Below are 22542 nucleotides of genomic sequence, written 5' to 3'. Positions count from 1 at the left end.
TATTTTTACACTTTTATTCTATTTTGTTAAGCATGAGCAATTCTTGGCATAAACAAACTTTCCTTTTCTAATTCTGCCCACATATATTTTAACATCAATTCTTTTTGGAGCTTACTATATTCTTCTTTATCCCAAAGATTATTTAATTCATTAGGATCATTTACTAAATCATACAGTTCTCCATGTTTATTATTGTAATAAATTACAAGTTTATATCTTTTATTAACATACACTCTCATATTAATAAGATTTCTTTCATGATTGTGCTCACAAATTATATGTTCTCTAGCTTTTTCCTTTTTACCCTCCCAAACTAATCTCTGATTAACACCAGTAAAATCAAAGGGAATGGACAGATTACAATAATCTAGGAAAGTTATTGGTAAATCAACTAAACTTTGCAATGAACTATTTACAACATTTTCTTTTATAACACCTTTAAGAGATGCAATAAATGGAATTTTTATAGCATCTTCATAAACTGCAGGCCCTTTCTCATACAACCCATGTTGTCCCATAAAATTACCATGATCTGTTGTAAAAACAATAAGAGTATTTTCAGTTAAATTTAGTTCATCTAGTTTGTCTAATATTTTCCCAATATACTTATCCATTAAACTAACCATAGAATAATAAATAGCTAATTCTTTTTTAGCTTCTTTTTCATTTTTTAATTGAGAATGACATCCATGAATTGCCCAACCACTATCACTATATTTTGAGAAATCAGGATTCTCTTCTTGAGTTAATTTATGTAGATCAGTAGCATTTAGTAATTCACCTTCAACCAATTTTGGTAAAGTTAAACTTTCACTATCGTACATATTAGCCCAATTTTTAGGGACTAAATATTGAGGATGAGGATCAAAAAAACTAGCCCAACAAAAAAACTGCTTACCATTTTTACTATATTCTTCAAGTTTGTTATTAGTTTCCTCTGCAATCCACTTATCATAATGATATTTTTCAGGTATATCCCAAATATATTTTTGATTAATATCCATATTCCCTGTAGGTGGTAAAAAATAATCTTTATAATTATCACACCCATTTTCTTTTAACCATGCAACATAATTTTGTCCAACATGAGATTCATTGGTATGATTTCTAGCAAGTTTAACATCTTCAAAACCATAAAAATCTTTATCAAATGTTTTCCAAAATTCAATATCTTGGAGAGTTGGATAAGCTTCTAAACTAGGATAAGTATCATTGCTTTCTAAAGGTTGAAAATGAGCTTTACCAATTAATGAAGTTTTAATACCTTCTTTTTGCATTAGCTCACCTATTGTTGTACAATTTTCATCTAATTTTGTTCCAAGAGTCCAAGCTCCATGTTGAGATGGGTACTTACCTGTAATTATACTTGCTCTTGCTGGAGTACATGTTGGATTTACAGTATAAGCTCTATCAAAACAGGTACCACTTTCACATAATCTATCGAGATTTGGCGTTTTAATTTCTTTGTTAAATTTACCTATTGTATCAAAATGTTGTTGATCACTTGTAATTAGTAACACATTATATTTTTTTTTATTACTCATTGTTTCTCACTTATATTAATGGAGCACTATAGTTCCAAGGGCTTGAAGAATTTCTACCTAAGTAAATTAATTTGTCTAATAACAATTCTTTTAATTCTAATTTTACTTTTAAGTATTTATCTTCTTTATATAAATTAAATCTCTCTTCAGGATCATTTTTTAAATCATATAGTTCACCATATTCTCTGTCACAGTAATAATATAATTTAAAATTATCTCTTATTATTCCTCTCACATTACTTGCCTCTAAATATGTTATTTGATGATCAATTTCTTCTCTTGTTAAGTTTACTTTCTTTATCAAAGGCAACAAACTTTTTGCAGTCATTTCTTTTGGAATATTTACTTCAGCAGCAGCTAGGCAAGTAGGAGCGATATCATAGTTATAAGCAACTCGATAATCATCTCTACCTTCAAAATCTTTAATAGCAGGTTTCATAAGTAAAGGGACTCTCATTAGAGCTTGTGATAAATATTGACCTTTACCAAACATTCCATATTCACCCATGTAATCTCCATGATCAGATGTATAGAAAATTATTGTATTATCATATTGTCCACTCTTCTTTAATTCATCAATTACTATTCCTATTTTTTGATCTATAAAGCTCATAGTAGAATAGTAAGATTTTAGAGTATGTCTAATATGATCTTCAGTTGCATTAATTACTGGCATTTGTCCAGGATTTCCACTTCCTGTTAGTAGTTGATCCATATAATAATTAGGTTTATTTTTTAAGTCATCTTGAACTGACTTTGGTAATGTGAATTCTGTTTCATCATATAATGATTCTGTGCTCAAATTAATTCCATTATATGGTTGATGAGGTCCTAGAAAACTAAGTGTAAAAAACCAAGGTTTATCCATATTTGCATTTTCTTTTATCCATCTTGCACCATTATCACCTACAAATGCATCTACATGATATTTCTCATCAGCTATCCATTTCCAAGTAAACTTATCATCTATTTCTAAAAGCTCTTCATTTTTACTAAATCCATTAGCTTTTAAAAACCTAGTATATGCATTTTCTTCATCAAAATGAGGATAATGATTATCAACAATTGTCTCTTCAACATATCCATGTTCAACATCAGCACCAGCAAAATGTTGTTTACCAAATACAGCTGTATGATATCCAGAATTCTTTAACCTAGTCATAAATGTTGTCTCATTAGATTCTAAAGGGGTAATATAGGCAGGAGCACCACAGAGAGAAGGATATTTCCCACTAAACATCGCAGCTCTAGCTGGGACACAACTTGGATTAGTAGTATATCCATTGCAAAAATTAATACTATCATTTTTAAGTGCATCTAAATTTGGAGTTATTACATCTTTATTATTATATCCAATACAATTAGCTTTTTGCTCATCTGTCATAATAAATAATATATTTGGCCTCTTTTTCATTTTCCCATCCCCTCTAATATTTTTCTAAAGTATCATTACTAAATTGTTCTAAGCATTCATTAAACATTTTTTTATATTCAAGATTTGATGTTTCAAATTCCTTATGGCTCATTGCTTTATCAAACTCACATAAAAATTGTTTTTTTCTATCTCTAAAATCTTTTTCTATAAATTTTTGGAATTGTAAATTACTCCATTTATGGTATTTACCATGAACGGATGGGTCAAACATCTCTGTTTCAAAAGAAACTAATTTATTATCAACAACACAATTAGATGGACCCCATTCTTTTTCATACAATAATACTTTTTCTCTAAATTCTTTTAATTCTTTAGAAAGTAACATTTCATTTATTAAATTATTAATTTCATATTTATCATTTTCTAAATCATAGATTTCTTCAAAACCACCATTATAATGATAAACATATTTATATTTCTTATTTTGACACATAACAAATCGTTTAGTAGAGAGAAAACCACTTGCACTAAATACATACTCTCTATCTTTACCTTTTTTAGTATCAAGTAAAGAAGACCCATAAAGATTTTTTAAAATAGGTAATTCTGCAGCTTCTAAACATGTAGGGAATATATCAATTAAATCAACTAAATCATTATTTTTACTATTTTGTTTAAAAAGGTGTTTATTACTCATGATTAAAGGCACTCTAACAGAACCATCATAAGGAAGTTCTTTACTGTAATAACCTTTATCTCCTAACATTTCACCATGATCTGCTGTAAATATAATTAAGGTATCATCTACTAAATTATTAGCCTCTAAATAATCTAAAATATTTCCAACACTCTCATCAACTAATGTAATTGAAGTATAATATGCTTTTCTAATCTTCTCTTTTTCTTCTTCACTATCATCGTCACCATACCAAATATTATGTTCAGGATGATCAAAAAACAAACGTGATTTTTCAACTGATTTTCTTAGCTTTTTATCTTTATATAAATTTTCATAGCCTTTAGGGATATCCCATGGAGGATGAGGTTTAATGAAACCTACAGCTAGAAAAAAAGGATTGTTATTATTATCTTCAAGCCATTTTATTGTTCTATCTTTAATCCAATTTGTTTCATATAAAGGATAATCTACTTGTGCTATTTGTGGTTCATGATAAAGAGCAGGTCTAATTCCATGAATATTTTGAATTTGTTCTTCCCCATTTTCTTTTAGATACATTGCATATTCATCATTCTCTCTAACCTTTGGCAATTCTTCCATTAAATGCATTTCACTATATCCATGATGCATTGTTGCTGGATAAAAATGCATTTTCCCAATAGCTGCTGTTCTATATCCGTTCTCACTAAATATTCTAGGTAATGTAGGAAGTCCATAATCTTTTATTGGCATTTCTCTATTTGCTAAATATCCATGTGAAGAAGATGGAAGGCCTACTAATAAATCATGACGTGCTGGCATGCATACAGGATTAGAAGAGAAACAATGAGTAAAACTACAACCACTATTTACTAATCTATCTAGATTGGGTGTAATTACATCTTCATAACCTAATGCGTTTATAGTATCAAAACGCATCTGATCAGCGATTATTAACAAAACATTCTTTTTTTTTGACATATATAGTCCTAAGTTTATTTTTTACTTTATTATTCTTTATCCAATTCTATGATAACTTTTAAAAAAGCAACAAAAAAGGATAAAAATTATAGTTTCTATCCTTTTATTTTGACTAAAATTAGTAATATATGTGTTTTATAATTAGTTTTTATTTTTTACTGATATAAAGGAATAATCATTTCAACTTTTAATCCATTTTCTGGATAATTAAATATATTAATTCCATAATCTTCACCATAATATAGTCGTATTCTTTCATTTATATTTCTAATTCCAACACCACCATATTTATTTGATTTTACTGTTTTACCTAGCTTTAAATCATTTTGAAGTTTATTAAACTCCTCTACTTTCATACCACTTCCATTATCTTGTTCTATTATTTTTAAATAATTATCTTCTTTTGTAATATTTATAATAATAGTCCCACTATTATTTCTTTCTAATAATCCATGCTGGATAGAATTTTCAACTAAGGGTTGTAGAGATAGTTTAATTATATTGCAATTCTTAACTTCATCAGGGCAATGTATTTTGAATCTAATTTTAGAACCAAATCTAGCATCAATTATTTTAATATAATTTTCTAAATTAGCAATTTCTTCAGCTACAGTTACTATAAGTCTATCAGTTTTTGTTGAATATCTAAAAAGTACTGATAAAGCTTTTACAATATCACTTATATCCTCATTCCCTTCAATTTCTGCCATACTTTTTACCATATCGAGAGTGTTATATAAAAAATGAGGATTAATTTGAGATGTTAATGAAGCTATTGTTGCTTCTTTTTCACTTAATTCAGTTGCATATACTTCGTTAATTAATACATCAATTTTATTTGACATATTTTCAAAAGCTTTAGCAACATCACCTAATTCATCAGTACTTTCAATATTTAATTTATAGGAATAATCACCACTAGATATTTTATCAATCCCTTTTCTAATTTTGGCAATCGGTCTAACTAAACTTTGAGAAATTTTTCTTGCAATTATAATTACAGCTATATAGCTTAATACTATTAATAAAATAGTAATTGCCCTAAGCTTATCTACTGCTCTCAATAGATCTCGCTCATTTACTAACAATGAAATATTAAAACCTTGTTTATTATAATCTATATTATTGATTAAATATTTATTAGTTTTTTCTAATTCTTTATATTCTTCTAAAGAGGAAGCATTTAAACCCAAATCAGAATATAAGATTTCACCGTCATTATTAGTAATTAACATATGATTATCTTCATTTACTAAATGAAGTGGAAATAATTCAGAGAGTCTATTAACACTAAATTGTAATAAAATAATACCTAAATAAGTATTAGTATCAGGATTTTTTATTTGCCTAGCTAAATATAATTCTCCTTTATTATCACTAAAAAGAATTTGATGTTTATAAGCTTTATCAAGTTTATCTATTGAAATTGCTTTAAAGGTCTCTTTGTTTGGGAATAAAGTAGGATCTTCTAAAATACTTCCAGTACCTCTTTTTATGTAATAAAGCGTATCATCTTTAGCAAGAATAGAAATACTATCCATTTTATCAATGATATTGAATAAATCCATTTTAATATTAAAGAAATTCATTAATTGATTTTGATTATTTACTTGATCTATTAATGTAATTGTAGGTCTATCAAGTATATCTTGAATTGATGGGTCATAACATTCGTTTGTAATAAATTCAGCTTTTTGTAAAAAAACAGATAAATTTTCTGCACTTTGTTTTTGAACCATTAATTCTCTTTCAATAGTAGCTGCTTTTAAATTGCCATAGTATGCACTTGATATGTATATAAACATAACAACTAATGGAATTACTGAAACTAGCATTAAAGAATAGAAAATTCTTTTTCCTATCCTACTTTTTAAATTTATCATATATTATTTCGATTCTCGCCTCTAAAAACAGAAGGACTGACTCCCATATTTAATGCAAAAACTTTGCTAAAATATTTAGAATCTTTAAATCCTACCTCTATGCCAATATCTTTTATAGGTTTATCAGTTTTTAACAACAATTCTTTTGATGCTTCAACTCTTATCTTAGTTAAACAATCAACAAAATTTTCACCAATTTGTTCCTTAAATTTCTTACTGAAATAACTAGAATTTATTTTATATTTATCACCAATTACCGACAAACTTAAATCTTTCCCATAATCATTTTGCATTTGTTTATATACTTGTTTTACGATTTGAGAAACATCAAAAATTTCATGTTGAGTTAAAAAATTAATTACTCTAATTGAATAATCTTCAATCCAATCAAACATAGCATTTAGATTTGAATAATTATAAACTTTTATGCAAAAATCATATCCTTCATTAATATATTTTTTAGTAGACTCATCATTAATATCATTTAACTCATTAATTATATTACTTATATAATTAAACAACATAATTCTAACATCATCTACATTAATAATTTCTTCTAAAGATTCTTCTTTTATAAATTCAATATAGTTCTTAATAGAAATTTCATCATGAGTTGAAATATATTTATTTAAATGATTTTTAATTTCTTCTAACTTTGATTTACTTGTATTTATATTTAGTTGATTCAAGTTCTCTAGTTTTATCTTCATTTCTTTATAATAATAAGGGATAGATTCAGTATCTCTAAACCAAGGGCTATAGATTGTTTTTGCAATATTTTTACCATTTTGGTTTTCTAATTCCCTATTTAAATTATCAAACAAGATTTCTAGATTATCTACACTTCCTTGATGAAAAATAATATAGAAATAATTCAAACTGTCTACAAAAATTAACAATTTAAGATCTTTTATTAATTTATCTTTCATTTTATTAATTAATACTTCTTTGACTATTTGTTCATCACTGTTAATATAATTTGATTGAATTATACCAATTTTAATATAGTCATAAGATATACCATTTTTAGTACAAATATTTTTTATATTTTTAAGTTCAGTCTCATCACCATCGTAAATATATCTGCTTAATATTTTATAAATTGCACTTTGTACTAGATCAGAACTTCCTTTACTATTTTTTTCACTTTCTATTAAACCTATTGTTTTTTGAAGGGCTTTTTTTAACTCTAATTTCTCAATTGGTTTAAGTAAATAATCAACGACACCTAATTTAAGAGCACTTCTAGCATATTCAAATTCATCATATCCACTGATTAATATAAATTTAGTTTTAAGGTTTTTTTCATTAGCTATTTTAATTAATTCAAGCCCACCTACTATTGGCATTCTAATATCACTAATTACTATATCTATATCATGTGTTTGAATTTCTTCAATAACATTTTCACCATTATCAAAAGAATTAACTACTTCAACATTATCAGAGAAGGTTGGGATTATTTTGACTAACCATTTTCTAATCCATTGTTCATCATCAACTACTAAAACTTTATACATCAGTCCTCCCATCTTTATGATAGCATATCATCTCTATTATCAAATTAAAATCTTTTATAATAGCAATTTAAGCAAAACAGCCTCTAATTAATTAGAGGCTGAATTATGTTTTGTCATTGTATAATTTTATTTAAGAGATAAATTTAAATTATTAGTTTCATCTAAATCAGCAATAGCTTTAGCTGCAGATTCTCCTGCAAATACGTTTGAACCATATTGTTTAGCTAATGCCCAAGTATCAATATTTCTATAACTTGTATCTGCCCAAGGTAAGAATCTACCACTCTTTAGTACAGCAGCTGCATCTTGTACCATAGGATCACTTGTACTTGTACCATCATTTAAAACAGTGAATGAGTTTTGATCAGCACAGTATCTATTATTGTTTTCAGTACTTGTCATAAATTCAATAAAACGTTTTGCTTGTTCAGGATATTTACTTGAACTATTAATACATAATCTAACACCTGCATCACTTAATACAATTGGAGCTTTATCACTTACAGGAACACCACCGAAAGTTACATCAACATCTGGCATTGCTTTTCTAACTGAAGAAACTGCCCAACTACCCATTAAGAAGAATCCAACATCACCTGTTGCAAAAGCTGTTGTACCATCAGTAAATGGATGCATTACAACTGATTTTTCACCATCGATATAACCTTTTTCGTTTAGTAATTCATCAAATTCAAAGCCTTTTGCTAAAACTTTACCAAGTTCCATTTCGCCATTATCAATTTTTTTGATATCAGCTTTTTTAGCATCTTTTGATTGATTTAAATACATATCTTCAAAACCTCTTGTCATAACAAAGATAGCAGCACCTGTTCCATCACTACTTCCTGCAACAATTGGAGTTTTACCATTTTCTTTTAAGATTTCACATGCTTGTAAGAATTCATCTCTTGTTTGAGGAGCTTTATCAATACCACATTCTCTTAATAAGTCATTATTTGTATACATACCAAATAGAGCTGTTGCCATTGCAAGACCTGGAACTGTCTCCCCTACTTGCATGTTTGCAGTATATTTTTCTAATACAGGCATATCTGATAAATCAACAGTATAACCACTTTGTTCAATCTTATTTAAGAAACTAGTACTGCTCATAAAGATATCATCACCTTGGCCAGATGCTAATCTAGTTGTAAGAACATTTTGATATCCACCAGGATTAGTTAATCCTTCATAAGATACTACTATATCAGGATTAGCTTCATTAAACTCTGCAATTAAAGTTTTAACGATTTCAGCTTGAGTTGCTGTCTTAAATCCAAAAAAAGATAATTCAACAGGTTTCTCACTACTACCTGCTGCTGAGGTTTCTTCACTAGCACCACTAGCAAATACTGGAGCAATTAACATTGTAGCTACCAATAAAAATGCCATAATTTTTTTCATAAAATTTTCTCCTTTATAAAAACATTATTTTGTTATCATAAATTCCTCTTTTTAAATATAGAGGAAATTTTTACTCTTTCACACCACCGCTCAACATTCCATCAATAATTTGTGATTGGAATATGAAATAAAATATCATCAATGGTAATACTGTTAGGGTTGTTGCTGCGAACATAATATTCCAAGATACAATCTCATCACCTTTGAAGAAATAGATTGTAAGTGGTAAAGTTCTTGAATTTTTACCTTGCAATAAAATTAAAGGGAATAAGAAATTATTATAAACTCTTAAAACCATTATTATTAATAAAGTAACTATTGGGGTTTTTAACAATGGCATAATAATTTTTGCTAAAATTGCTGTAGGAGATGCACCATCTATTGTAGCTGCTTCTTCTAAGGATACTGGAACTGTAGCAACAAAACCAGTAAAGAAAAATACTCCATAAGCTGCATTTGTAGCGACAAATACCAAAATTAATCCAAGCATACTCCCACCTAAATGAAGAGTTTTCATCCATAATACTAATGGAACCATTATTACTTGCATAGGAAGTGCTAATCCAACCCAGAAAAATACTCCTACACCTTTAAAAAACTTTCTAGCAGCTTTAGCTCTAGATATAGCATAAGCTGTAATTGCATATAAAATAGACCCAGTAACAGCAGAAATAGAGGTTAATACTAAACTATTTCTCAATGAAGTTAAGTAATTCATATTTTTAAAAGCTGTTACATAGTTTGTAAATTGTGCACTTAATAAAGGTCCAAATGGACTCTTTAAAAATTCTGCATCACTTTTTAAAGAAATCATTACCATCATTACGATAGGATAAAAGATTACTGCCATTGCTATATATATTAAAATTACTGTTATTCTATTTGATCTTTGATTTGTTACCATTAGACTATTGCCTCTTCACGTTTTTGTAATGCTTGAGTTAAGATTTGTCCTGTAATTACTATAAATATCATCATAAGTACTGTAATTGCAGAAGCATATCCATTTAGGTTTGTACCCATTTTTCTAAAAGCATAAGTTGAAAGCGTTTCTGTAGCACCGTTTGGACCACCATCAGTCATTGCATAAACTAAGTCAAATATTTTTAAACTACCTGTAAATGCAAGTGAAACATTAATAGTAAAAGATGGTGCTAACATAGGGAATGTAATACGTCTAAATAATTGAAAACCTTTACAACCATCAATATTAGCTGCTTCCATAATATCAGAACTAATACTTTGCAAGTTTGCTAAATAAATAGTTGCTGTATATCCCATCCAAATCCAAGAATGCGCAATTACTATTCCATAAGGAGCAAAAGAAGCATCTGCTAACCAAACTTTATCTCCACCAATAATGGTGTTTAATAATCCGGCAGGACTATATATAAATTGCCATAAATAAGCTACTACTACAGGAGCTAACATACATGGAGCAAAAATTAAAGTTCTAACAAAACCACGACCTTTGAATTTCTTATTTAAACCTACAGCTAAAGTTAGAGATAATACATTTTGTAAAATAGTAACACCTATAGCTTGAAACACTGTATTGCCTAATGCTGCATATAAATTCTTATCTTTTATAGCTACTTGGAAATTCTTCCATCCAATAATTCTTGCATTAGGATTTAAACCATCAAAATTGGTAAAACTAAAATACATACTTTGAAATACAGGAATTAGAAAAAAAGTAATATAAATTGCTGCTAAAGGAGCAATTAAGATTAAATAGAAATAAAAGTTCCTATATGTTAATTTCTGCTTTTTTATCATTTTCTCTCCAATAAATGAATAATTTTTAATTATAATTCTACATTAGATTAGATGCATATTTGAAATCGCGAAACTCGACTTTTATAACATTTAGGGGATATATTTTTTGTTTATTCAATAAAAAAATCATCTATTATTTTGATTTAGTGGATTATTTTTACATTAGGGTGGATTATTTTTTGTTTTATTTTAATTATCAAAATACACTATTTATTTCAACTTTTTTATATTTATAATCAAATTAAATTAACAATTTCAACTAAATAAATAATAAAAAGGATATAGAGAAACATGATAAATAAAATAACTATAGATAAAAAATTAATAGAAAATAGTGAAATAAAAGATATAACCTATGTAATTAAAAAAGCTATAGAATCTAGTAATAAAGAAAACATCTATATATCCTTTAAAAAAGATACATATATATTTAAAAATAAATACTCTACTCAAAAGTATCACTTTGTTACTAATAATGATCATGGAATTCAGGATATAGCATTCTCTATATCAGATATGAAAAATATCACAATAGATGGCAATGGTTCTTTATTTATATTTGAAGGAAGAATTTCTCCATTTTTCATTGAACACTCACAAAACATTATAATAAAAAATTTATCAATTGATTATAAAAGAGCTATGTATACTCAGGGGAAGATTATAAAAGCTACTAATTCATATATTCATATTGAAATAGATAGAGAAGAATATCCCTACCATATTGAAGGAGATAATCATATAGTATTTAGCGGGGTTAATTATGAAAGCGATTGGTGTTGGGGTATGCTTGAATTCGATAGTAAGAGTATGGCACCAATTGATAATGCAGTTGATTATTTTATTAAAGATAAGATATATGGAAAAGAAATAACCAAGAATATTTTACAAATAGATTATCCATTTAAACAAATTTGTACCCTTAATAATATTTTAGTAGTTAAACATGAACAAAGATTTGTTCAAGCTATCACAATAGATAGAAGTAAAAATATTTCTCTAGAGAATATTAATGTTTATCATTGTGGTGCAATGGCTGTAACAGCTCAATTCAGTGAAAATCTAGATATTACAAAGTTTAATGTAATTAAAAATATTGAAAAACAAAGAGTTGTTTCTGCAAATGCTGATGCAATTCACTGTGTAGGTTGTAAAGGCTTAATAAAAATAACAAATTGCATATTTGAAAATCAGATGGATGACGCTTTAAATGTACATGGAAATTATTTACTAATAGATAAAATAATTAATAATAATACAATAATTACAAAAATAGGACATTTTCAACATTTTGGTATTTTTGAATATGAAAAAGGTGCAAAGCTTGAAATAAGCAATAGAAAGACCTTGTTAAAAGAAGCAATAGTAACTCTAAAAGATAAAGAAATAATAAATAACCAATATATAAAATTAATTTTTAACGAAGATTATCAATTCAGTGAAAACATTGATTATTGTATTGATAATTTAGATAATTTCCCTTCTCTTATTTTTAAAAAAAATGTTGTACAAAAAAATAGAGCAAGAGGAATTCTCTTAAAAACTAGAAAAGATGTTCTAATAGAAGATAATATAATTAATGCAATAGGAGCTGCATTTCAAATCTGTTGTGATATGAATTTCTGGTTCGAATCGGGAGGATCTAATAATATAGTAATTAGAAACAATACTATATCTGGGAAAAAAACTCATACATGGGGCGCTGCCCTTTTTGATATAAAACAAGAAACTAATTCATTTGTAAAAGATAGATATATTCAAAATAAAATTACTATAGAAAATAATACTATTTATTTAAATGATGAATTATTTATTCATGGTAATAGTATTAAAGAATTAAATATTGAGAATAATATTTTTTTAACAGATAATGAAAATATTTTATTAAATAGTAAAGAACTTTCTATGATACTAGAACATGTCTCAATAAAAAATATAAGAAATAATATATTTAAACAAATAGATATTTCAAAATAGAAAGATCACCCATCTTTATATATATTTCTTAAAGCTTTAAAAATATAAAGCTTTAAGAATATATAAAAAACTATTGAGTTAAAGTATCTACAAACTCAACATTTTCTACAACGGATATCTCATCAATTACATTATCAATCAGTTTAGAATTCTTTACTTTAATAGTAATAAAAGCTTTTCTTAACTTATTTACTTTATTCATTTCCATATCAACAATAGTCATTTTATTATTTTCAAATATTGAAGAGATTTCTTTAATAGTTCCTTTCTTTCTAAATTCTATATAAAAAATAACTTGCATATATTTCCTAATATATTTATATTCAAACTTTTTTAAAACTAATTCAATGAACAATACCGCTACAGTTGCAGCAATACCACCTTCAAAATAAGCAGCACCTAGACATAAACCAATAATTGCAGTTGTCCATAGCCCTGCTGCTGTTGTTAATCCCTTTACATCATTTCTTTTAGTAATGATAATAGTTCCGGCACCGATAAAACCCATACCAGCTATAACTTGAGCACCTAATCTCGCAAGATCAGTATACATATGTAATTCTAAATATAAATATTGAGATGTAAGGGTAGTAAGTGCTGAACCTACACAGATTAAAATATGAGTTCTAAATCCAGCAGGTCTTCTTTTTGTTTCTCTCTCTAATCCAATTAATCCACCTAAAACCATTGCTAAAAGCAATCTAATAAGAATTGAAATTAAATTAAACTGTCTTAAATATTCCATCATATTCCCCTATATTTCCTCAACATTACAAATTTCATCAAATTCTGATAATGCCATTAATATTTCTGAGTGTTTTATATTCTTTTTACTAAGCTGCATATAAAAATTAGCTCCAATTAAAGTATTTGGATTATCAAAATTATTTACAATATCCATTTCAAATATTGAAATATTTAAAGATTTAATTAATTCAATAACATGTTTTAGAGATTTAATTGATCTAAACTCAATATAAACATTCATATTCTTTGATTTTAATAAAATCGAATCTTCGATAAATGGCAAAAGTGATAAACATAGAAATAATATTAAAAAACCAATAATTGCGCCTTCATAAAAACCTGCACCAAGAGCTAACCCCATGCAACCTGAAGCCCAAAGACCTGCAGCTGTAGTCATACCTTTTATTTTTCTGTTCCCAGATAAAATAATTGAACCAGCTCCTAAAAAACCAATACCATTAATTACTTGAGCACCATATCGACTTAAATCTAAGCCAATTCCTATTTGCTGATATGCATCATTCCAAAGTGTATTGATCATAGAATATTCAAACTGTGCTAAGGTCATAGTCATAACAGCACCTATACTAACTAACATATAAGTTCTTATTCCTGCAGGCCTTTGTTTGATATTTCTTGAAAAACCTAAAAAACCACTGAATAAAATTCCTAAAAGCAATCTCAAACAAAGTGATAATAAGTTTAATTCTCTTAATGTTCCTAGCTCTAACATTAAAACCCCTTTTTTTCTAACTATCATATGATTATAAGCTACAATTAGAAGTTTTAAAAGTGTTCATTTTTAAGATTAATGATAGAAAATTGATTAGTATTATAAGAATTTTCTTTTCCGCTAGAAATATATTATTAATTTTAATGATAAAAATATGCTTTCAAATATAAGAAAATATTTATTTTTATACATTTTATAATATTAAAACTTTATTAAAGTAAAGTTTTAATCTATAATTAATACACAAGGGGAAATAGAAATGAAAATAAAATATCATCTTAATGAATTATTAAAAGAAAAAAAGATTACAAAAAAATATTTACAAGACAAATTAAATATTTCTTCTAAAACTATGAGTAAATTTTCAAAAAATGAAAGTGTTTCTCTTAACACTATTGCATCAATTTGCAATGAAATAAATTGTGAAATTTGTGATATTGTAGAAATAGAAAAAGACATTTCACTTATTCTCTCTAAACTATTAGAAGAAAAAGCTATTAGACTGCCAAACACGCTTTATCATGAAATTCAAATTATGTTTGCTTATAATTCTAATAGAATTGAAGGCAGCAAATTAAATGAAGAAGATACAAGATATATTTATGAAACTAATACAATAGAGGGTGTTAAAAATACAAATGATATTATAGAAGTAATTAACCATTTTAGTGCTTTCGATTATTTATTAGATACAATTTTTGATTCTTTAAGTGAAGAACTCATAAAAAAATTTCACTCAATATTAAAAAATAATACAACAGATAGTAAATTAGAATGGTTTAATGTTGGGAATTATAAATCTAAAAACAACACCGTTAGTGGTTTAGATACTGTAAAAGTAGAAAATGTCCATAATGAGATGAAAAAGATATTGTCTAGCTATTTAAATATAAAAGACAAGAAAATTGAAGATATTATTGACTACCATGTAAAATTTGAAAAAATCCATCCTTTTCAAGATGGAAATGGTCGAGTTGGAAGATTAATAATGTTTAGAGAATGCTTAAAAAATGATATTACCCCTTTTATTATCGAGGATAATAATAAATACTTTTATTATAGAGGATTAAAAAATTATAATGAAGAAAAAGGTTATTTAATTGATACTTGTTTATCTGCACAAGATAAAATGGAAGAATTAATTGCTAAATATATTTAACTAAAAAAATATAATTCTTTAATTTCAAATCATTTATGATACAATAGGATGAGGTAAAAAAAATGAAGAAAACATTAATACTTTATTATTCTTATGAAGGACATACTGAAAAATTAGCAAAAGATTTAGCTACTAAATTTGATTTAGCTATTGAAAAGATTGAACCTATAAATGAAAAATCTACAAAAGGCTTTTCAAAATATTTATGGGGTGGATCACAAGTCATCTTCAAAAAAAGACCAAAATTAAAAGAAAAAAATATAGACTTAAATGACTTTGAAAATATAATTATTGCATCTCCAGTTTGGGCTGGTGAAGTAACTCCTGCTATATATTCATTTATAGAACAAAACAATTTAACTGATAAGAATATTTACCTTTTTTATACTCACCAAGGTGGTCACAAAAATGTAATATCTAAATTTGAAAAAGAAACCAAAATAAAATTAAAAGCAACTTATGATTGTATCGTATTTAATAAAGAATATGATCCTGAAAAAGAAAAATTGATTAATTGGTTTCAAGAAATAACAAAGGAAAACTAACTATGTCTACATTTAAAAACATTGAAGTAATTACAAATTCAAACAAAAAGATAATTATTAATGAAACTATGTATGAAGATTTTTTAACTTCATTTATAGATTTATTTGAAGAATACTTTGGAGAAAATTACGAAGATATGATTCAATATTCATTCAATTATATTGAAACCACATTTTTAGAAGCTTTAGTTGAAGTAATAAAATTACAAGAAACTGATATTATAGATTATAATGAACTTTCAGAAAAATGGGTATCTATTCATAAACCTGAATTACAAACAGTTTATGGTTTTTGCTCATAATTATATAAACTAAATCTCTATATTAATATTAGCTTCCCAAAAGGAAGCTAATATAATTAATCTATAATCTTAACAATAGGTTTATCACTCTTTATATCACTAAATTTAGCTTTAAAAAGCATCCCTGGTGCTGCAAAAGCAGGTGAGTCATTTACAATTACATCAATATAATTTCCAGTAACACCTGTAAATTTACCATTTTTTCTCTTTTGAAGAACAACTTCACACTCTTTATCTAACTGTCTTTCTAAATATTTAATATATAACTCATTAGATAAGTCTCTTAGCTCTTTTGCTCTTTCATCTCTTCTATATTCTGGAACTTTATCTTTAGCTTTATATAAAGCTGTTTTTGGATGAGGAGAGAAACGCATAATCACTTATTTCAGGTCATTAAATTACTACGGAAGGTAGAAAATGGCAAAGTTTAGAAGTTGGAAGAAGAAAGTCTTAATCCCTTAATTCAAGTCATTCAATTACTACTAATTAATGAGTTTGATAATAAACTTGAAAACATCAATAAACGTCTTAATCCCTCATTTCAGGTCATTCCATTACTACAACGTAGTTATTAATGAAAAAAATGAAGTTTATGTTATTTTGTCTTAATCCCTTATTTCAGGTCATTCCATTACTACGAGATAGAAATATGTTTGTAAGATGGTTAGGTGCTTTTGGTGTCTTAATCCCTTATTTCAGGTCATTCCATTACTACACTTACGTTGTGTTGCTTACAAATTAGGTAATTGTGAGGTAAAGTCTTAATCCCTTATTTCAGGTCATTCCATTACTACAATCAATTATAAGAGTGGGTCAAAATGACCCAAAGGAGTCTAGTCTTAATCCCTTATTTCAGGTCATTCCATTACTACGAGAGCGTAAGGACGGTTATAACTAAACCATTATAATAGTATAGTCTTAATCCCTTATTTCAGGTCATTCCATTACTACGGTTTATTTTTTGTAAAAGAAAATAATAATTTTCAAGTGTCTTAATCCCTTATTTCAGGTCATTCCATTACTACAATAGTATTAGAGTGGGTAAGAACCGACGACGGGGATGACGTGTCTTAATCCCTTATTTCAGGTCATTCCATTACTACAAAAGAAAAATCTTTTGATATCCCTATCAACAGAATTAGTAGTCTTAATCCCTTATTTCAGGTCATTCCATTACTACAGTTGGAAGATTAACTAATAACATTGAATTAAGATACAGTAAGTCTTAATCCCTAATTTCAGGTCATTCCATTACTACTTTTGAATATGAGATTGCTAATCATGAGTTCTGTATAACCTAGTCTTAATCCCTTATTTCAGGTCATTCCATTACTACGATGAAGTTGTTAGACAAAGACTTTTAGAAAGTGAAAATAAAGTCTTAATCCCTTATTTCAGGTCATTCCATTACTACGAATCAAATGATTTATCAGATGTTTTAAGATTAATTGCTCAAAAGTCTTAATCCCTTATTTCAGGTCATTCCATTACTACAGAAAATGAATCTTTTCAAGTTTTAACAGATGAACAAGGTCTTAATCCCTTATTTCAGGTCATTCCATTACTACTTTAGCAGAAAATGGTATTATTTTCTCATGCGAGAGCATGGGAGTCTTAATCCCTTATTTCAGGTCATTCCATTACTACAAAAGCTGGTTTGTTTCATGATAGCTTCGACCTTTTCATCGCGTCTTAATCCCTTATTTCAGGTCATTCCATTACTACCAACAGATATTGAAGAATACGACTTTGACGATTTAGGTACACAGTCTTAATCCCTTATTTCAGGTCATTCCATTACTACATTGAGAACATTTGAGGGTTGGGATACTGAGATTAAACGTCTTAATCCCTTATTTCAGGTCATTCCATTACTACCCACTTACTAGCATGGTTGATATTGCTAGTAAAATACAAGGTTGTCTTAATCCCTTATTTCAGGTCATTCCATTACTACAGAGAGAGATGTAATTATTAGTCTTGAAAAAAAATATAAGGTCTTAATCCCTTATTTCAGGTCATTCCATTACTACTTTCGAAGAAAAAGCAGTAGCATTTTACGGTGAATTAGTAGAGTCTTAATCCCTTATTTCAGGTCATTCCATTACTACTGGATTGGTATGCTGTTTACGGCTATAGTCCTGAACTTGACGGTCTTAATCCCTTATTTCAGGTCATTCCATTACTACAAGAAAATGGCAACAATTGGAAAAAATAAACAAGATGCGTCTTAATCCCTTATTTCAGGTCATTCCATTACTACTGGTAAATCTAGCCTATTATCTTTCTGCAGCCCTTACCCTATGTCTTAATCCCTTATTTCAGGTCATTCCATTACTACTATACTGAAAATCGTTTACTACTAAAAGCTAAATTTGCTTAGTCTTAATCCCTTATTTCAGGTCATTCCATTACTACAAGCTGAATATTTTACAAATGGTAGAACGTTTAAAGCTGAGTCTTAATCCCTTATTTCAGGTCATTCCATTACTACTCTATTGATAAATTTGTAAAATTCTTCAATGAAAAGAAAGATTCGTCTTAATCCCTTATTTCAGGTCATTCCATTACTACAGTTAAACCGTTAAATTTTAAATCTAACAAGCAACAAGACCGTCTTAATCCCTTATTTCAGGTCATTCCATTACTACGTTGTTTTAAATGAAAATATGTTTTTGCAAGAAATAAAGTCTTAATCCCTTATTTCAGGTCATTCCATTACTACCGTAAGAGATGTTTTTCATAACGTTACAACTCAAGAGAGTTCGTCTTAATCCCTTATTTCAGGTCATTCCATTACTACGGTGGATCAGTTTGGAAACGGTTCGACACTTGAAAAATGTCTTAATCCCTTATTTCAGGTCATTCCATTACTACAATGTATTCCCCTTTATTTTAAGAAAAGCAAAAAACAACAGTCTTAATCCCTTATTTCAGGTCATTCCATTACTACTTATTATTAACTTACATGTTAGTAGTAAATAATATCGACAAAAGTCTTAATCCCTTATTTCAGGTCATTCCATTACTACGAATAAAGATGGTGATTATGATTTAATTGCTGAATTTGGGTCTTAATCCCTTATTTCAGGTCATTCCATTACTACATAAAGAAATAAAAAGTGATTATATGGGTAGTTATGTTCAATGTCTTAATCCCTTATTTCAGGTCATTCCATTACTACAAACAAGTATTATATTAATGGGTAATAGTATAATACATATAAGTCTTAATCCCTTATTTCAGGTCATTCCATTACTACGGAACAAACCTTATGTTGAATTTGAAGCAGAATATAAAGAAAGTCTTAATCCCTTATTTCAGGTCATTCCATTACTACGAGCGACCTTGTACAAGGTACAATTTTAAGCCTTGTAAAAGGTCTTAATCCCTTATTTCAGGTCATTCCATTACTACGTCTTTTAGTCGATTCGCCAATGTGGTTTAATTTATGTGTCTTAATCCCTTATTTCAGGTCATTCCATTACTACATAAAATTAAAAAAAGGAAATTAAAGATGGGAAATAATAAATGTCTTAATCCCTTATTTCAGGTCATTCCATTACTACTGGAAAGGTAGTTGCATTATATGCACGTATACAAGGCGAAGGGTCTTAATCCCTTATTTCAGGTCATTCCATTACTACTAGTTTAGGTTTTGATGCTCATGATGTATGTGCTTTTTTCGTCTTAATCCCTTATTTCAGGTCATTCCATTACTACAGAAAAAGTTATAAAAATGTTCACATAAAAAGGTTAAAAAGTCTTAATCCCTTATTTCAGGTCATTCCATTACTACAGAAAGGAGTTAATTATGAATATACAAGTTTGGGCTTGTCTTAATCCCTTATTTCAGGTCATTCCATTACTACGAGAATTTAAAGATGAAAATTCATTTGTTGAACTTTTAGTCTTAATCCCTTATTTCAGGTCATTCCATTACTACTTTTGTAAAAGCAATACACAATGCTAAAGCAACTACCAATGGTCTTAATCCCTTATTTCAGGTCATTCCATTACTACGCTCTACATCCGAATGACAAAAAAGAACAACACTATGAAGTTGTGTCTTAATCCCTTATTTCAGGTCATTCCATTACTACTCTTAATTATATAATTATTTATACCACAAATAAATACATGCGTCAAATCGCGAAGCTAAAGCTATTTTACTAATTAAAAATATATTTTTACTATTTTAAAGTTTAATAATAAATACAAATCTTTTCTGTATAAAGATTTATACAAAATCGCGAACCTACGCTATAAATAATAAAAAAACATAAAATTTTTGCTTCGCGCTACAAAATATAAAACTCTGATTTTGGAATACCCTCTTTTTTATCAACACCAAACATTTCAACAGCTTCCCAATCGTCTTTACATAATGGAATCAAGAGTAATTTATCTTTTTCTACATTAATATTTTTTTTTATTTTAGATATAACTCTCAATACATCTTTCTTTTCATCTTGCAATAAAAATACAGATTTTTGAATTCTTTTCGCATAACATAAGTTTAATATTTTATATATATTATTATATTTTGTTTCTTCATCACTGATATCATAAATTAACAAAAAATTCTCTATCATATTACAACACCATAAAATCAGGAAGAATAAAACTCTTGTCACAACCAATATAAAGAATTTTATTTAAACAATTTTCACAGATAGGAACGAAACAAATTTTGTCATTTTTTGCATTAATTAATTTCAATAATTCTGTTTTTAATATAGTGTATTCCTTCTTATTTAGTTCGCAAGAAAAGAATGAATATTGTATCCTTATTCCCTTTCGCTCTAAATATTTAGAAATTTTATATAATCTTTTAGAATCAGTAATATCATAACAAACAAAAAATAACATCTATTTTACCACCAGTGGTAAATAATGATCTCGATTTCCATTTATAACTGATTTATAAAGCTTTACTTGTTCTTTAAATATTCTATTATATTCTATAGTTTTAGTTAAATCTGGATAATAATGTTCATCTTTAATTTTTTTTTCAAAAGCAAAAACCACTTTTTTCATTCCTGATTCTGTTAGATAAACACCTTTTTTAATATCATTATCATATTGTTGATTCTTCTCATTATCAGACATTTCAGAATCTTCATATTTTTCACCTACTCTAAAATCTTCTTTTTTTAAAGTTCCTAAGTTAAATAAAGCAGAAGTTAAAGTATCTGCAATAGGAGTTCTATATTCTTCAATTAAATCAAAAATTAAAGATTTACGTCCATAAGATAGACTGTGCAATGTTCCTACTGAATCATCTAAACCATTAGATAGAATTATAGAATCTATTCTAATAGCTAACAATGTATAAATAAAACTTAAAACTGAATTAACTTCATCTAAGGGAGGATTTTTGCTACGACAATTAAAACTAACCCATTTTGGGCTAATATTATAGCCTAAAATAAAAAAATATAGTTTTGCGGCCTCTCCTTCTATACCCCGTAGAGTAGTTAAATTATATGCATGGTCAACTCTTGATAAACAGTTTGATAATAATTTTAAATTAATTAAAATATTGTCATTTTTATATATTTTTCTAGAAATTCTTTGTGCAAATAATAATTGATTATGAATTTTCCCTCTTACAATATCTTTAGCTATAGATAGACTCTTTTTTTCATCCTCATATATTAAATGTTGTTTATGTCGTAAAAAAGTATTCTTTGAATCTTCAAAAACTAATTTACCATTATACTTACCATTTTTATAAAGAAAATCAACTTGAATTTTATGATTTAATAATATGTTTATTGAAGTTCCAGTTAATTCTAATTTGCCTATTACTACTATTTGAGACAACTTATTGGGAATAAATTTTGTTATATTCCCTAAATAATCTTTATATATTAACAATCCTGATTCATAATTTAATTTCCCGTTATTTGATACTAAATAAGCTATCAT

At 27.3% G+C, this 22542-nt stretch carries 17 protein-coding genes and 1 CRISPR repeat array; of the genes, 4 read left to right on the top strand and 13 right to left on the bottom strand.

Going from position 1 to position 22542, the window contains the following annotated elements; all coding sequences use genetic code 11:
- Positions 1-26: 26 nt before the first annotated feature.
- From ACPKM0_RS09815 to ACPKM0_RS09780, 8 genes are all read right to left on the bottom strand, one after another.
- On the bottom strand, positions 27-1544 hold the full coding sequence (locus tag ACPKM0_RS09815; RefSeq protein WP_472475506.1) for a sulfatase family protein: 1518 nt from the start codon (positions 1542-1544) through the stop codon (positions 27-29).
- Between the two features lie 10 nt (positions 1545-1554).
- Positions 1555-2958 (bottom strand): sulfatase family protein, encoded by a 1404-nt coding sequence (locus tag ACPKM0_RS09810; protein ID WP_472475504.1) that lies wholly within the window; start codon positions 2956-2958, stop codon positions 1555-1557.
- A 13-nt stretch (positions 2959-2971) separates the two neighbouring features.
- Complete coding sequence (locus ACPKM0_RS09805; protein WP_472475502.1) at positions 2972-4558, bottom strand: sulfatase family protein; 1587 nt, start codon at positions 4556-4558, stop codon at positions 2972-2974.
- Positions 4559-4713: 155 nt separating this feature from the next.
- On the bottom strand, positions 4714-6441 hold the full coding sequence (locus ACPKM0_RS09800) for a sensor histidine kinase (protein WP_472475501.1): 1728 nt from the start codon (positions 6439-6441) through the stop codon (positions 4714-4716).
- Entirely contained in the window at positions 6438-7961 is a 1524-nt protein-coding gene (locus tag ACPKM0_RS09795) for a response regulator transcription factor (protein WP_472475499.1), read from the bottom strand. Before ACPKM0_RS09795 ends, ACPKM0_RS09800 begins: the two co-directional genes overlap by 4 nt.
- Positions 7962-8087: 126 nt before the next feature.
- A complete protein-coding gene (locus ACPKM0_RS09790) occupies positions 8088-9365 on the bottom strand; it encodes an ABC transporter substrate-binding protein (RefSeq protein ID WP_472475498.1) in 1278 nt (425 codons plus the stop codon).
- Between the two features lie 70 nt (positions 9366-9435).
- Positions 9436-10269 carry a carbohydrate ABC transporter permease gene (locus tag ACPKM0_RS09785; RefSeq protein WP_472475496.1) on the bottom strand — a complete coding sequence of 278 codons (834 nt, stop codon included), beginning with the start codon at positions 10267-10269 and terminating at the stop codon, positions 9436-9438.
- Positions 10269-11144 carry a carbohydrate ABC transporter permease gene (locus ACPKM0_RS09780; protein WP_472475495.1) on the bottom strand — a complete coding sequence of 292 codons (876 nt, stop codon included), beginning with the start codon at positions 11142-11144 and terminating at the stop codon, positions 10269-10271. Before ACPKM0_RS09780 ends, ACPKM0_RS09785 begins: the two co-directional genes overlap by 1 nt.
- 291 nt (positions 11145-11435) lie before the next feature.
- Here ACPKM0_RS09780 and ACPKM0_RS09775 point away from each other — a divergent pair, with 291 nt between their 5' ends.
- Positions 11436-13121: a hypothetical protein gene (locus ACPKM0_RS09775; protein ID WP_472475493.1), complete on the top strand. Its 1686-nt coding sequence runs from the start codon at positions 11436-11438 to the stop codon at positions 13119-13121.
- A gap of 70 nt (positions 13122-13191) precedes the next feature.
- Here the strand turns inward: ACPKM0_RS09775 and ACPKM0_RS09770 are convergent, their stop codons facing one another.
- A complete protein-coding gene (locus ACPKM0_RS09770) occupies positions 13192-13866 on the bottom strand; it encodes an MgtC/SapB family protein (RefSeq protein WP_472475491.1) in 675 nt (224 codons plus the stop codon).
- A gap of 9 nt (positions 13867-13875) precedes the next feature.
- Positions 13876-14601 (bottom strand): MgtC/SapB family protein, encoded by a 726-nt coding sequence (locus ACPKM0_RS09765; protein WP_472475490.1) that lies wholly within the window; start codon positions 14599-14601, stop codon positions 13876-13878.
- 259 nt (positions 14602-14860) lie between these two features.
- Here ACPKM0_RS09765 and ACPKM0_RS09760 point away from each other — a divergent pair, with 259 nt between their 5' ends.
- From ACPKM0_RS09760 to ACPKM0_RS09750, 3 genes are all read left to right on the top strand, one after another.
- A complete protein-coding gene (locus ACPKM0_RS09760) occupies positions 14861-15760 on the top strand; it encodes a Fic family protein (RefSeq protein WP_472475489.1) in 900 nt (299 codons plus the stop codon).
- Between the two features lie 62 nt (positions 15761-15822).
- The gene (locus ACPKM0_RS09755) at positions 15823-16305 is read left to right on the top strand and encodes a flavodoxin family protein (protein ID WP_472475487.1); all 483 of its coding nucleotides are present in this window, start codon (positions 15823-15825) and stop codon (positions 16303-16305) included.
- A 2-nt stretch (positions 16306-16307) separates the two neighbouring features.
- A complete protein-coding gene (locus ACPKM0_RS09750; protein WP_472475485.1) occupies positions 16308-16607 on the top strand; it encodes a hypothetical protein in 300 nt (99 codons plus the stop codon).
- Between the two features lie 369 nt (positions 16608-16976).
- Positions 16977-20711: direct repeats of the CRISPR family, unit length 36 nt; unit sequence GTCTTAATCCCTTATTTCAGGTCATTCCATTACTAC.
- 198 nt (positions 20712-20909) lie between these two features.
- Here ACPKM0_RS09750 and cas2 (ACPKM0_RS09745) read toward each other — a convergent pair.
- The 3 genes from cas2 (ACPKM0_RS09745) to cas1 all read right to left on the bottom strand — a co-directional run.
- Positions 20910-21203: a CRISPR-associated endonuclease Cas2 gene (gene cas2, locus ACPKM0_RS09745; RefSeq protein WP_472475484.1), complete on the bottom strand. Its 294-nt coding sequence runs from the start codon at positions 21201-21203 to the stop codon at positions 20910-20912.
- Between the two features lies 1 nt (position 21204).
- Positions 21205-21480 carry a CRISPR-associated endonuclease Cas2 gene (gene cas2, locus ACPKM0_RS09740; RefSeq protein ID WP_472475482.1) on the bottom strand — a complete coding sequence of 92 codons (276 nt, stop codon included), beginning with the start codon at positions 21478-21480 and terminating at the stop codon, positions 21205-21207.
- Positions 21481-22542 (bottom strand): CRISPR-associated endonuclease Cas1 (gene cas1, locus ACPKM0_RS09735; RefSeq protein WP_472475480.1); only part of this gene is annotated, 1062 nt, incomplete at its 5' end.

The organism is Pleomorphochaeta sp. (assembly GCF_050031695.1).
Taxonomy (GTDB): domain Bacteria; phylum Spirochaetota; class Spirochaetia; order Sphaerochaetales; family Sphaerochaetaceae; genus Pleomorphochaeta.
The sequence above is the reverse complement of the archived record's forward strand: the minus strand, read 5'-3'. Positions and strand labels throughout refer to the sequence as shown.